The 14031-nt window shown below is 59.3% G+C and carries 12 protein-coding genes; all 12 read right to left on the reverse strand.

Going from position 1 to position 14031, the window contains the following annotated elements; translation table 11 throughout:
• Nucleotides 1-17: 17 nt before the first annotated feature.
• The gene (gene tsf, locus HPO_RS13740; protein WP_035599983.1) at nucleotides 18-923 is read right to left on the reverse strand and encodes a translation elongation factor Ts; all 906 of its coding nucleotides are present in this window, start codon (nucleotides 921-923) and stop codon (nucleotides 18-20) included.
• A 38-nt stretch (nucleotides 924-961) separates the two neighbouring features.
• Nucleotides 962-1753 carry a 30S ribosomal protein S2 gene (gene rpsB, locus HPO_RS13745; protein WP_035599986.1) on the reverse strand — a complete coding sequence of 264 codons (792 nt, stop codon included), beginning with the start codon at nucleotides 1751-1753 and terminating at the stop codon, nucleotides 962-964.
• 137 nt (nucleotides 1754-1890) lie between these two features.
• Entirely contained in the window at nucleotides 1891-5313 is a 3423-nt protein-coding gene (gene dnaE, locus HPO_RS13750) for a DNA polymerase III subunit alpha (protein ID WP_035599988.1), read from the reverse strand.
• A gap of 80 nt (nucleotides 5314-5393) precedes the next feature.
• Nucleotides 5394-6080, reverse strand: coding sequence for an ABC transporter ATP-binding protein (locus HPO_RS13755; RefSeq protein WP_035599992.1), 687 nt, complete (start codon nucleotides 6078-6080; stop codon nucleotides 5394-5396).
• Nucleotides 6077-7357 (reverse strand): ABC transporter permease, encoded by a 1281-nt coding sequence (locus HPO_RS13760; RefSeq protein WP_035599994.1) that lies wholly within the window; start codon nucleotides 7355-7357, stop codon nucleotides 6077-6079. Before HPO_RS13760 ends, HPO_RS13755 begins: the two co-directional genes overlap by 4 nt.
• Nucleotides 7357-8676: a proline--tRNA ligase gene (gene proS / locus HPO_RS13765; RefSeq protein ID WP_035599998.1), complete on the reverse strand. Its 1320-nt coding sequence runs from the start codon at nucleotides 8674-8676 to the stop codon at nucleotides 7357-7359. Before proS ends, HPO_RS13760 begins: the two co-directional genes overlap by 1 nt.
• A gap of 47 nt (nucleotides 8677-8723) precedes the next feature.
• The gene (locus tag HPO_RS13770) at nucleotides 8724-8963 is read right to left on the reverse strand and encodes a DUF1467 family protein (RefSeq protein ID WP_035599999.1); all 240 of its coding nucleotides are present in this window, start codon (nucleotides 8961-8963) and stop codon (nucleotides 8724-8726) included.
• Complete coding sequence (mce, locus tag HPO_RS13775; protein ID WP_035600003.1) at nucleotides 8963-9391, reverse strand: methylmalonyl-CoA epimerase; 429 nt, start codon at nucleotides 9389-9391, stop codon at nucleotides 8963-8965. Before mce ends, HPO_RS13770 begins: the two co-directional genes overlap by 1 nt.
• Nucleotides 9392-9398: 7 nt before the next feature.
• A complete protein-coding gene (locus HPO_RS13780) occupies nucleotides 9399-11015 on the reverse strand; it encodes a ribonuclease J (protein ID WP_370454423.1) in 1617 nt (538 codons plus the stop codon).
• Between the two features lie 77 nt (nucleotides 11016-11092).
• On the reverse strand, nucleotides 11093-11863 hold the full coding sequence (locus HPO_RS13785) for a type III pantothenate kinase (protein ID WP_370454422.1): 771 nt from the start codon (nucleotides 11861-11863) through the stop codon (nucleotides 11093-11095).
• Nucleotides 11864-12598, reverse strand: a complete 735-nt coding sequence (locus HPO_RS13790; protein WP_051612627.1) for a biotin--[acetyl-CoA-carboxylase] ligase — start codon at nucleotides 12596-12598, stop codon at nucleotides 11864-11866. It abuts the gene before it with no gap.
• Nucleotides 12595-14028 carry an NADH-quinone oxidoreductase subunit NuoN gene (gene nuoN, locus HPO_RS13795; RefSeq protein WP_035600008.1) on the reverse strand — a complete coding sequence of 478 codons (1434 nt, stop codon included), beginning with the start codon at nucleotides 14026-14028 and terminating at the stop codon, nucleotides 12595-12597. Before nuoN ends, HPO_RS13790 begins: the two co-directional genes overlap by 4 nt.
• Nucleotides 14029-14031: the final 3 nt, after the last annotated feature.

Raw genomic sequence — 14031 nt, forward strand, 5'->3', positions numbered from 1 at the left:
CCGAAAGGCAAGCCCGATCAGGCGCCTTTTGTAAGCGCAGCAACCTCGTCAGCGAAGTTGTCCGCAGCTTTTTCCACGCCTTCACCGAGTTTGTAGTGGACAAAGCCTTTAAGCGTAGCTCCCTGCTCTTTCAGGAATTCGCCGACCGTTTTGTCAGTGTCCATGATGAAGGGCTGCTCAACCAGAACAACTTCCTTGTAGAACTTCTGCATCCGGCCAACGATCATTTTTTCAATGACGGCGTCCGGCTTGCCACTCTCGCGAGCCTGCTCGGTCAGAACACGCTTTTCCGATTCGACAAGCGCAGGATCAAGCTCTGCCGTGGTGGCCGCGGCCGGCGACGTGGCAGCGATATGCATCGCAACCTTGCGGCCAGCGTCTTCCAGGTCACCCGACCCGTCCAGCGCCACAAGAACGCCAACCTTGCCCATGCCAGGCACCACCGCATTGTGCACGTAAGCCGAAACGCGGCCGTCAGCCGAGAGCTTGGCAAAGCGGCGGAGCGTCATGTTTTCACCGATGGTGGCGATCATGCGCTTGATGAGGTCGTCAACGCTGCCTTCGCCGTCCGGCGAAGGGGCGCCAGCGAGTGCGTCAACCGCGCCATCCACCTTCAGAGCTGCCTCGGCGATACCGTCGAGCGACTTCTGGAAGATTTCATTGCGCGCAACAAAGTCCGTTTCAGCATTCAGCTCGACGATTGCGCCGGACTTGCCGTCGGCAGACAGCTTGACGGCGACGAGGCCTTCTGCAGCAGCGCGATCAGATTTCTTGGCAGCCTTTGACAGGCCTTTGGCGCGAAGCCATTCGATCGCAGCGGCCTGATCGCCATCGTTTTCGACGAGCGCCTTCTTGGCGTCCATCATGCCTGCGCCGGTCTTCTCGCGCAGTTCCTTCACAAGTGCAGCCGTAATCTCAGCCATGAGATTGTTCCTTCATCTTGGGTTGGCAGGAGAAGCGATTAAGCTTCGCCTGCAGCTTCTTCGTCAGCGAGTTTGACGTCGGCATCTGCCAGAGACGCAATGTCCGCAGCAGCGCCAAGATCAACGCCGAGACCTGCTGTGGATTCAGCCAGACCATCGAGCACGGCATCAGCAAACAGGTTGCAGTAAAGGGAGATCGCGCGGGCAGCGTCGTCGTTGCCGGGGAAACCGTAGTCAGCGTCGGCCGGGTTGCAGTTGGTGTCGAGGACAGCAACCACCGGAATGCCGAGCTTGCGGGCTTCCTGAACAGCGATCGCTTCCTTGTTGGTATCGATCACGATGATGGCAGACGGCAGGCCGCCCATATCTGCGATACCGCCGAGCGATTTCTGCAGCTTCTCGCGGCGGCGCTGCAGGTCGAGCAGCTCTTTCTTGGTCAGGCCGGCGCCGCCACCGCTCTCGAACATCGCGTTAAGTTCGCGCAGTTGCTTGATCGAGTTGGAAACGGTCGACCAGTTGGTCAGCGTGCCGCCGAGCCAGCGATGGTTCATGTAATACTGAGCGCAGCGTTGAGCGGCTTCAGCGATGGGCTCCTGAGCCTGACGCTTGGTACCCACGAACAGGATACGGCCACCTTTGGCAACGGTATCACGCACGAAGACCAGCGACTGGTGAAGCGCCGGAACCGTGTGCGAAAGGTCCATGATGTGGATGCCGGAACGCTCGCCGTAGATATACGGCTTCATGCGTGGGTTCCAGCGGTGGGTCTGGTGACCAAAGTGAACACCAGCCTCGAGCAGCTGACGCATCGAGAAGTCAGGAAGGGCCATCGATTTTCTCCATCCGGTTGGCCGTCGCAGGGGGAACTACGGGAAATCCCGTCGCACCGGATGCACCCGCGACATGGTTTAGAATGCGCGCGTATACTCAATTCAGGCGAAACAACAAGTCCCAAAACACCGTAGATTCAGGCTGCCTGGCGTGGATCGACCTTCTCCACCCCCGGAACTTCCTTCAGGGCGCGCTGGGCCCGCAGGCCGATGGTGTAGGTTTGGGGCAGTCTCATTGTCACGATGCGGCCATCCTCTAGGATGAGCTCGATGAAAATGATGCCCCTGTCGCCATCGGGAAGCTGCTCCAGCCGGCGCACCACTCCGGCCAGATCTGCCGGATTTGAATCAGGCCCCAGCCGAACTAGCAAAGAGCCGGAAGGCTTGGACAACCTTGCGTCTTCCAGTTCAATCGCCCGGTCGAGATTGAGGCGAAGCTCCTCCCCGTTGAGCTTGGCCGTCACCGTAATGGCCACCGCTTTGCCGGGTTGGAGCAGATCGCCGTATTGCTGAAGGCCTTCATTGAAGACCATCATTTCAAGCTCGCCTGTGGGGTCCGAAATCGTCAGAAACGCGAATTTGCCGCCATTCTTGCTCGGCTTGTCGTTCCTCGATCGCACGATCCCGATCATTTCCAGCGGCTTGCCATCAGCGGCGCGCTCATGGATCTCCATGGCGAGGGTCACGCGGTCCCGGTCAATCGAGGTCAGGACATCGTCCAGGGGATGACCGGAGAAATAAAAGCCAATGGATTTGAACTCTTCGTCCAGCTTCTGCTGAGCCGTCCAGGGTTTGGAGGGCGGAAAGTCTGGGCGCAGCGCCGGCTCAGCCTCGCCGAACAAGCCCCCCTGCCCGCCCTGGCGATCTTCAGCCTGGCTGGCGCAATACTGAGCCAGCAACGGAACCGCTGCCAGTACGCGCGCCCGGCTTGCTTCCAGCCCATCCAAAGCGCCAGACTTGGCCAGAGATTCCAGCGCCTTCTTATTCACATGTCTTGGATCGACCCGCTCGGCGAAATCATAGAGATCCTTGAACTGGCCTCCCTCATTGCGAACAGAAACGACATGCTTCATCGCCTCAATACCAACGCCCTTGATGGCGCCAAGCGCGTAGACGATCCCCTCCGCATTCACGTCAAAATCCGGCTGTGACGCGTTGATCGCGGGCGCCAACACCCGGATCCGCAGACGCTTGGCTTCCTGGAAGAAGGCCGCGAGCTTATCGGTATTCCCGATATCGAGGCTCATCGAGGCAGCCAAGAACTCCTTCGGATAGTGGCATTTCAGGAACGCCGTATGGTAACCGATGAGCGCATAGGCGGCGGCATGAGATTTGTTGAAGCCGTAGCCGGCGAACTTCTCCATCGTGTCGAAGATTTCGTTGGCGAGGGATTCCTTCATCCCCTTATTGGCTGCTGCGCCCTCCACGAACCGCTTGCGCTGCGCAATCATCTCTTCGAGCTTTTTCTTGCCCATCGCGCGGCGGAGAAGATCTGCTTCACCCAGAGAATAGCCGGCAATCTCCTGCGCCATCCTCATGACCTGTTCCTGATAAACAGGCACGCCATAGGTCGCCTCCAGCACAGGCTTGAGATCAGGATGCTGGTAGCGCACAGAGGCGGGGTCTTCCTTACCCTGAACATAAACGGGGATGTTCTCCATCGGCCCGGGCCGATAGAGCGAAATGATCGCGATCAGGTCTTCAATGTTATTGGGACGCACGCGGCGTAGCGTGTCGCGCATGCCCGCGCCTTCGAGCTGGAACACACCGAGTGTTTCGCCGCTCGCCATCAGCTCATAAGTCGCCGGATCATCCATGCTCCGCCAGGCAGGCCCGACTTCGCCACCATCCCGCCCGATGAAGTTCAGCGCCCGGTCGATCACCGTGAGGGTTTTGAGACCAAGGAAGTCGAACTTCACCAGACCCGCCATCTCGGCGTATTTCATGTTGAATTGTGTAGCCGGAAGATCAGCACGCGGATCGTTATAGAGCGGCACCAACTCAACAAGCGGGCGGTCAGCAATGACGACACCGGCAGCGTGCGTGCCGGCGTTGCGGTACATGCCTTCCAGCGCCCGCGCTGTGTCGATCAATTCCCCTACGCGCGGGTCTGCTGCTATTTCCTCATCAAACTTCGGCTCCGCTGCAATCGCCTCATCAAGCGTCGGAGGCTTAGCGGGGTTGAACGGAATCAACTTGGCAAGCCGGTCCACCTGCCCGTAAGGCATCTGCATCACCCGGCCTACATCGCGCACCACGGCCTTTGCCTGAAGCGTACCGAAGGTGATGATCATAGCCACGCTGTCTGCGCCGTATTTCTCGCGGACGTAGCGGATCACTTCGCCACGCCGCTCTTGGCAGAAATCGACGTCAAAGTCGGGCATCGAGACGCGTTCAGGGTTCAGGAAGCGCTCGAACAGAAGGTCGAACCGCAGAGGGTCCAGATCGGTGATTGACAGCACCCAGGCGACGAGAGAGCCCGCGCCCGAACCCCGGCCGGGCCCGACCGGAATCCCATTGGCTTTCGCCCACTTGATAAAGTCCGAAACGATAAGGAAGTAGCCGGGAAACCCCATGCGGGCGATAATGCCGAGTTCATAGTCCAGGCGCTCAAAGTACTTCTCTCTATCCGCATAAAGACGGTCTGCTTCCGCCAGGCGCTGTTCCAGACCCTGGCGCGCCTGATAGGCAAGCTCCTCTGCTTCCGAGCGCCCTTCCTTGCTGAAGTTCGGCAGGATCGGCTTTCGGGTTTCAGCCCGCACCGAGCAACGCAGGGCGATTTCCTGAGTATTGGCAATGGCCTCCGGAAGATCGTCGAACAGGGCGACCATCTCTTCGGGAGACTTCAGGTACTGATCCGGCTCAACCCGTTTGCGGTCGTCCTGACCCAGATATTGTCCATTGGCGATGCACATCATGGCGTCATGAGCCGTGACGTCGTCCGGCTTCATGAAGCGGGCGTCATGGGTTGCCACAATCGGCAGGCCGAGCTCGTAAGCGAGTTCTACCAGTCCCTGTTCCGTCTTGATCTCGTCCTGAGTGCCATGACGCGTAATCTCGACATAGCAGCGCCCCGGATAGGCGGCCGCGAGCGTCGCCATCTCTGTCCGGGCATCGGCCATGCGCCCTTTCAGAATGTGCCGCGCAATTTCGCCCTCAGAGCCGCCCGTCAGAAGGATAAGTCCCTCGGTATTCTCGAGCAGATATTTCTTGTGAAGGCGGGGCACGCCATCCTCTGCCTCCAAATAGGCGCGGGAAGAGAGGAACATGAGGCGCTCGTAGCCCACATCATCCTGAGCATAGGCGGTCAACCGGAAAGGCTCCGCCTTGGGTGACCCATCGGTAACGTCGAAGCAGCAGGCCATGATGGGCTGGACCCCATAGTCCGCCAGCTTCAGTGACAGCTCTAGCGCGCCGAAGAGACAGTTCCGATCTGTCACCGCCATCGCGGGCATGCTGTGCTGCTTGCACCATTTTGCCAGATCAGACGGCGTAATCATGCTCTCCAGCAGCGAATAGCTGGAGCGGACAGCAAGATGAATAAAAACGGGTTTCGTCACGCGGCAATCCTCTTCCGCGCGGATAATCTCACCGAATCAGCAAAGCTGGAAGCATCTGCCGCCAGCAGTCCACAAAAGGATCACTCTGTGTAGTCGACCAGCTTGCCATCCTGAAGGGTCAGCACGCGGTCCATATGCCGGGTCAGCGCCAGGTTGTGGGTCGCGACAAGCACCCCCGCCCCCTCTTCCCGCACCATCTTGATGAGCGTTCCAAAAACCCGCTCTGTGGTCGCCGGATCCAGATTGCCTGTTGGCTCATCGGCAATCACGAGTTTCGGATCGTTGGCAAGCGCGCGGGCAATGGCGACCCGCTGCTGCTCGCCTCCCGAAAGCTGGCCGGGCTGATGGAAGGCCCGCTCTTCAAGGCCCATCTCAGCCAGCAGGCGGGAGGCTTTTTCCCTGGCTTTTGATTTCTTTACCCCGGCAATCATCAACGGCATTGCGATATTGTCGATGGCGTTGAACTCGGGCAGCAGGTGATGGAACTGGTACACGAAGCCGATCTTCCGCCGGCGGATGCCGGTGCGGCCATTGTCATTCAGCTTCAGGCAATCGATTCCATCGAGAAATATCGATCCGCCTTCTGGCCGCTCAAGCAAACCGGCCGTGTGCAAGAGAGTGGACTTGCCTGAACCTGACGGCCCAACCAGGCCAACCAGCTCTCCTGGTGAAACGCGCAGATCTGTGCTCCGCAGCACCTGCAGCGCCCCGGCAGCCGTGCGGTAGGTGCGGTCAATCCCGATAAGTTCGAGTACAGGCTGTGTCATTCGAACCTCAGGGCTTTCACCGGATCCTGGGATGAGGCCCAGATAGACGGGATCAACGAGACAAGCATCGACATGACAAGCGCATAGGCGCCTGTGCTGAACACTTCCCCCCAGTCCAGAACTGCCGGGAGATGATCGAGCCCATACTGTTCGGCCGGGAATACCTCTCCATCAATCGCCAGATTGATGAGCGCCTCGATCGGGCCAATATTCAGAATAAAGAGAACACCGACGACCATCCCCAGCAGCGCGCCGAGAGAACCAAGAACGGTTCCCACCATCAGGAAAACCCTGAGGACGCCACCGCGGCTGAGGCCAATCGTACGAAGGATCGCGACATCCCGTGTCTTGTTCTTCACCAGCATGACCACACCGACGATGATATTCAGTGTGGCGATCATCATGATGATGGTCACCAGAAGACGCACCATGACACGCTCTGTCTGTAGCGCGCCGAGATAGGTGCGGTTCTTGGTTTTCCAGTCACGCAAAAGCAAGCTGTAGCCGGTCGCTTCCGCGATGCGCTGCATCACGATCTCGGTTGTATCCGGATTTTTCACGCGGATATCCAGATACTGGTAGCGGCCCTTCGACTGAAACAGGATCTGGGCCTGTTCCATCGGCATGAAGACGTACACATTGTCGAGCTGCGCGGAGCCGGTGCGGAAGATGTCCCCTACGATGTAAGCTTTGCTGATCGGCGTCTGCCCGATGGGACCAGACCGCATCTGAGAGGTCACGACTTCAACGCTATCGCCTGGTTGCAGACCGAGATTGGCGGCGAGGTACTGGCCAATCATGATGACGTTTCCGCCATTCCGGCCTTCGCCAAACCCGGCCGCCAAAGCCGCTGCGCCGCCATCCTTGAGGATTGGCATGGTTTTGAGATCTGCCGGCGGAACAGCCCTGACAACGCCGCCGGTGCGGACCCCATTGGCGGAGAGGAGCACAAACTGCTCAATGTAAGGCGAAACGCTGACCACGTCCTGCGTTTCGGAAATAACCTTGGCAAGCGCCTGTGCCTCATCCTGGGGGATGCCATCCACAGCGGCCGAAATGTGAGGTTCTCCGCCCAGTAGCGCGTCCAGCAGGGTCGCCCTGAACCCGCTCATGATCGACATGGTGATGATCAGTGCGGCAACAGCAAAGAAAATGCCGATGAACGAGATCACAGCAATCAGGCTTGCGCCGCCATGCTCCCGGCGTGCCCGCAGGTATCGCCAAGCAAGCGTCCGCTCCAGCTTGCCGAACGGAGTGGCAGAGGGCGTCGCGCTCATCAGGAGCCTTTCAGCTGAGCCAGCATGTCTTCAATTTTGACGTCGTGTTTTTCGCCGGTCTTGCGGTTTTTTACCTCAACCTTGCCTTCAGCCACGCCGCGCGGACCAACTGTCGTCTGCCAGGGCAAACCAATCAGGTCCATACGCGCAAACTTGGCCCCGGCACGATCATCCGTTTCGTCATAGAGCACTTCGCGGCCCGCTGCGGTCATGGCCGCATACAGAGTTTCGCACGCGGCATCGCATGCCTCATCGCCCGGGCGCATGTTGATCAGACCCACATCGAAAGGCGCGACCGCTTCCGGCCAGACAATGCCATTCTCGTCATGACAGGCTTCAATGATAGCGCCGAGCAGGCGAGAAACGCCGATGCCATAGCTGCCCATCTGGACGGGCACCATCTGCCCATCCGGCCCCTGAACGACGGCGTTCATGGGTTTGGAGTATTTGGTGCCGAAGTAGAAGATGTGGCCGACCTCGATACCGCGCGCCGACACGCGGCGATCTTCCGGCAGCGCGTTGAAGGCTGCTTCGTCGTGCATTTCCTCAGTGGCGGCGTAATAGCTGGTGCGTTCGTCGACAAAGGGAGTCAGATCCGCGCCGAAATCGAGGTCAAGGCCTGGCGCCGGCAGGTCCAGCAGGGCCTTGTCACAGAACACCGCGCTCTCACCCGTCTCCGCCAGAATGATGAACTCATGGCTCAAGTCCCCACCAATAGGGCCGGTATCTGCCCGCATCGGAATGGCTGTCAGCCCCATCCTGTCAAAGGCGTTCAGATAGGCGCAGAACATCTTGCGATAAGCTGCCCGGGCGCCCTCTTCCGTCAAATCGAAGGAATAGGCGTCCTTCATCAGGAACTCCCGCCCCCGCATGACGCCAAAGCGCGGACGCACCTCATCCCGGAACTTCCATTGCTGGTGATAGAGGTTCAGCGGCAACTGCTTGTAGCTTTTTACGTAGGTGCGGAAAACGTCCGTAACCAGTTCCTCATTGGTGGGGCCGTACAGCATGTCCCGGTCATGGCGGTCCTTGATGCGGAGCATCTCCTTGCCATAATCGTCGTAACGGCCAGACTCGCGCCAGAGGTCTGCCTGCTGAAGCGTGGGCATCAGCATCTCGATGGCGCCGGAACGGTTCATCTCCTCCCGCACAATCTGCTCGATCCGTTTCAACACCCGGAAGCCCAATGGCAACCATGAGTAGATTCCAGCACCGTTCTGGCGGATCATGCCAGTACGCAGCATCAACTGATGCGAAACGATCGCGGCATCTGCCGGAGCTTCTTTGGAAACAGGCAGGAAAAACTTCGACAGGCGCATGAATCATCCAGACTTTTACGGAATTCTTTCACGCTCACTAGCCGGAGCTAGACCGGTTCCGCAAGCAGGAGAGGAATAACCAGCGCAGCAACGGCCGTGATCACTACGGCGCCAATGGTGGCCCAGATCACTTTTTTGACCAGCATCGGGTTCTTAGGCGCCCCCTCTTCCGTACCAGGCGTGGTGGACTCGTCTTCCCATTGCCCCTTCACCCCAATCGGCAAAACAGCGAAGAAGGTGATCCACCACCCCAGAACAAAGACGATTGTGGCGCCCGCAATCCCCATCAGTGGTGACCTTTGGGCGTTTCCATCAGTTCAACCAGAACCCCGTTGGAGTTCTTCGGGTGAACGAAAATGATCATGGTGCCATGAGCGCCGATACGCGGTTTGCCCAACACGGTGGCGCCGCGCTTTTCCATTTCAGTCACGGCCTGATTGATGTCCGCTACTTCGAAACAGACGTGATGCTGCCCACCAGCCGGGTTCTTCTTGAGGAAATTCGCAATCGGCGAAGCTTCATTCAGCGGCTCGATCAGCTCGATCTGGCTGTTGGGAAGGTTCACGAAACAGACTTTCACGCCCTGCTCGGGCATGTCGAACGGTGTCGTAATGTCCGTTGCGCCATACAGCGTCCGGTAGGTCTCGCAGGCCTGCTCAATGTTAGGCACCGCAACGCCAACATGGTTCAGCGGACCAATCTTGAATTCGCTCATGAAAATCTCAGCTCCTCAGCACAACCACTTCAATCATCGGCTTCAGGCCGAAATTGATATCACAAGCTTTTCGCAATGCACGGCCCATAACGCGCTCGATCGCCTCATCATCGCCGCGGTCCTTCTTTGAAAGCCCGGCAAGGGCCGCCTCGGCCGCGTCATCAAGGATTTCAAGACTTTCCTCGGCCACGCGGCCATCGGTCTCGGAAAGCCCTTTCACGACAACGACCGGTCCATCGACAATGCGCCCAGCCTGATCGAGGCTCACGGTTGCGAAGATGATGCCGCTATTGTGCAGGCGCTTGCGCTCGATCAGGCCCTGAGCGCCTTCCGGCACCAGACGGCTGCCATCCAGGAAGAGGCGGCCGGCGGGCACCTCATCCAGAATTTCTGCTTCGCCCGGTGCGAGGCGGATCAGGCTGCCATTACGAGGCGCCACGGCTTCCGGCACCTGCATCGAACGGGCGTAGGCGGCATGTTCGAGAATATGCCTGCGTTCACCATGGACCGGCACAGCGATACGCGGCCGCACCCACTGATACATCCGGCGCAGCTCATCCCGGCAAGGATGTCCGGATACGTGGATTGTTTGCGGCACCATCCGGGGATGGATGACCCGTATACCCTGCTCCGCCAGGGTGTTCTGAAGACTGTAAACGCTGCTCTCATTTCCGGGGATGAGGCGCGAGGAGAAGATCACGCTATCCCCTTCGCGCAGCGCCACATGGCGGTGGTCTCCCCTCGCTATGCGCGAGAGCGCAGCATTGGCCTCGCCCTGGCTACCGGTGCAGAGATAGAGAATGTTTTCAGGAGGCAGGTAACCGGCTTCCGCTTCATCCACGAAATCGAGGCGCGCAGGCAGAATGCCAACCGCCTTGGCCGCCGCCGTAACACGGTGCATGCTTCGCCCGACAAGGCAGACGCTACGTCCGGCCCGGTTGGCCGCATCAATGATCGACTTCACCCGCGCCACGTTGGAGGCAAAGGTGGTGACCGCGACAGCCTGTTTCTGCTCGGCAATCAACTCGATCAGGCCCTGGCGTACAGTCTCTTCCGACCCCGCTTCACCATCTTCGAACACATTGGTGGAATCGCACACCATGGCGAGAACACCTTCATCACCCAGCGCGGTCAGCCCCTCAATGTCCGTAGTCGCACCGATCTGTGGATTGGGGTCTATCTTCCAGTCGCCCGTATGCAGGATCACGCCTGCAGGTGTCCGGATTGCGAGCGCATTGGGCTCGGGAATGGAGTGCGTGAGCGTCACGTAGGTCACTTCAAAAGGACCGGCCTTGACGGTGGCGCCCATGGAAACCGTCTTCAGCCATTTATGATCCACGCCGCGCTCATCCATCTTTGAGCGGACGAGTTCACAGGTGAAGGGGGTAGCGTAAATTGGCGCTTTGGTGCGCAGCAGAGGATAAAGCAGCCCCACGGCGCCGATATGATCCTCATGTGCGTGGGTCAGGAAAACGGCATCAATTTGTTCGCCCACGAGAAAATCGGGATCGGCACAGATCAAATCAATCCCGGGCGTTTCAGAGTTTCCGAAGGTTACCCCCACATCCACGACAATCCACCTCCGGGCATGAGGCGGGCCATAGCCATACGCATTCAGGTTCATCCCGATCTCGCCGCATCCGCCGAGGGGGAGGAAGACAAGTTCGTCCTTGGACTGATCGAAGGGGGTATTTCTAATGGTCAACGGTTCCGCTTCCAGACTTCCAGAAGGCCCCGGATGAGGATGTCCTGGTCATAATAATCAATCGTCTCACTAGCGCCTTCAAACAGAGAAGCGACGCCCCCTGTCGCAATCACCGTCATGGGGCGCCCCCATTCCGCCTTGATCCGGCGCACGAGACCATCAATCAACTCAATGTATCCAAGAAACACGCCAGACTGCATGGCAGAGACGGTGTCTTTGCCAATGACCTGCGCCGGTTTCTGGATGGCGATTCGGGGCAACTGGGCCGCCGCGTCATGCAGCGCTCTCATGGATAGATAGATACCCGGCGAAATGATGCCACCCTCAAACGCACCATCGGCAGACACAATGTCGAATGTTGTGGCCGTGCCGCTGTCGATCACCACCAGATCGCCTGGATAAGCGACATGCGCGCCCAGCGCGCTCACGATACGGTCAGCGCCCACCTGTTCCGGGTGCCGAACCCTGAGGTCCATGCCGGTCTTGATACCCGGCTCGCCTATGAACAGAGGCTCTACATTGAGGTAACGCCGCGCCAGATTTCTGAAATTGAATTGCGCGTGCGGGACCACGGAGGAGACGACGCAGCCCTTTACCTTCGAGAGGTCGACCCCCTGCATGTCCGCCAGGCGCCAGAGCCAGGAGGCATGATCATCGGCAGTCTTCGTGGAATCCGTTGCGCTGCGCCATTGGTTGACCCAATTCTGCCCATCATGCAGCGCGAACACGGTGTTGGTATTGCCGACGTCGATGACCAGAAGCATGATTTAGGCTTGTCCGATGAGGCTGACTTCGCCCGCTCTTATGATGCGCGTGCTTCCATCGGGCAACCGCAGACGCAGCGCGCCGTCCAGTTCCAAATCTTCAAATACACCCCGCACAAAGGCTTCGCCGACGCGAACGGAGACTTCCTGTCCCCTACCCTCGGCATAATCAAGCCAGTCCCGACGGAGGCTTTCAAAGCCTCTGCGCGCCTGCGCGAGCCGGGCCTCAAAGGCGGAATGATAGACACCAATCACTTGACTTAGTTCAAGATTTTGTCCGCTCAACAGATTGAGACTGGTCGCCGCCTGCCCCACATTCTCCGGCACATAAGCCACATTGATGCCGGTGCCCGCTGCGACCCAAAGATCCCCGCCAGCGCCGCCCGTTTCAACCAGGATGCCGGACACCTTCTGCTGGGCGATCCTCACATCGTTGGGCCACTTTACCTTGACCGGCGCGTCAGGCGCGAATGTCCGCACGGTATCCACCACCGCCATGGCCGCCGCAAAGGGGACCCGCAGCGCCACGGGAATGCCGCCCGGCTCCGCAAAGAGCGCCGTGGTGAAGATGTTCCCGACGGGCGAAGACCAGACCCTGTCCTGACGGCCGCGGCCTGAGGACTGAGACGCCGCCACGATCCATTGCTCGTCAAACTGGCCGGAGCCGGCCCGCCGTTTTGCCTCGGTATTGGTGCTGTCTATCTCTTCAAACCGGTAAACCGGCCAGGAAGCGCTCAAGGGGCCAGACCCGCAGCAGCATAGCTTGCCCAGCCACCTGTACCGAGTTCTCCGATGAAGATCATGAACACGACACCAGCCACCACGGCGCAAGCGATCACGGTACCAAGTACGGACACATCCACCCGCTCGAAAGCTTCCTTCGGCTCATCAAACCACATCACTTTCAGAAGCCGCAGATAGTATCCGAGCGAAACCACCGAGGCGATGACGAGCACGATGGCCAGCGGAACAAGATCGGCATCCACGCCCGCACGCAGGACTTCGTATTTGCCGAAGAAACCTCCAAATGGCGGAAGCCCGGCGACGGAAAGAACGAGAACCGTCATCGCAATGGCAAAGACCGGCTGACGGCGCGCAAGCCCGCCAAGCTCCTGGATGCTCTCAACCATGCCGCCGCGGCGGCGCATTGCCAGAACGCCGGCAAATAGACCAAGCGAAGAGACAACGTAGATCGTGGAGAAGGTGAGCAGCGCCGCCGCGCCAAGCGCCTGCCCCGCCGCCACCGCGACCAGTGCATAGCCGACATTGGCAATCGACGAATAGGCGAGCAGACGCTTGATGTTGGTTTGCGTCAGGCCACCGAGTGAACCGACAATCATCGAGAGACCCGCCACGATTGCCACGATGAGCTGCCACTGATGGATCACACTGCCGAACAGCGTGAACATCACATTGGCGAAGACGACCAATGACGCAAATTTCGGCGCCGACGCGAAGAACGCAACGACCGGTGTGGGCGCACCTTCATAAACGTCCGGCGTCCAGACGTGCATAGGCGCAGCAGAGATCTTGAACGCCAAGCCGACAATCATCAGCACCATGCCGAACATGGCGCCTACAGACTCCCCTGCCAGCGTCAGACCGTCAAAGGACGTCGTGCCCGTGAAGCCATAAACGAGGGACGCGCCGTAGAGCAGCATGCCAGAGGCAAGCGCGCCGAGAACAAAGTATTTGAGGCCTGCCTCGGATGACCGTGCGGAGTCCCGATGGAAGGCTGCGAGCACGTAGGATGAAAGGCTCAGCGTCTCGATACCCATATAGAGCGTCATCAGGTCGTTGGACGACAGGGTGATGCCCATACCGAGAGAGCCGAGAACCATCAGCAGCGGGTATTCGTAGCGGCTGATGCCGTGGCGCTTCAGGAAGCCCTCCGACACAAACACCGCAACGCCCGCCAGCGTGAAGCTGATAACCTTGGTGAAGTTCGTGAAGGTTGTCGTCTTGACCAGGCCATTGAACGCCTCGCCGCCCTGGAGGTGGATGGCGGACAGCACCGCCGCCCCGAACAGAACCAGCGCGCCCACCTTGTAGGAAAGGCTGTTGAAGCGCTCCCCGACAATGGCGCCGACCAGCACCAGTATAAGGCCGGACGCAGCGAGCCAGAGTTCGGGCGCGAGCGCCTGCAGGATGGATTGAGTGTCGAGCATCGG

This window comes from Hyphomonas polymorpha PS728 (assembly GCF_000685315.1).
GTDB lineage: Bacteria > Pseudomonadota > Alphaproteobacteria > Caulobacterales > Hyphomonadaceae > Hyphomonas > Hyphomonas polymorpha.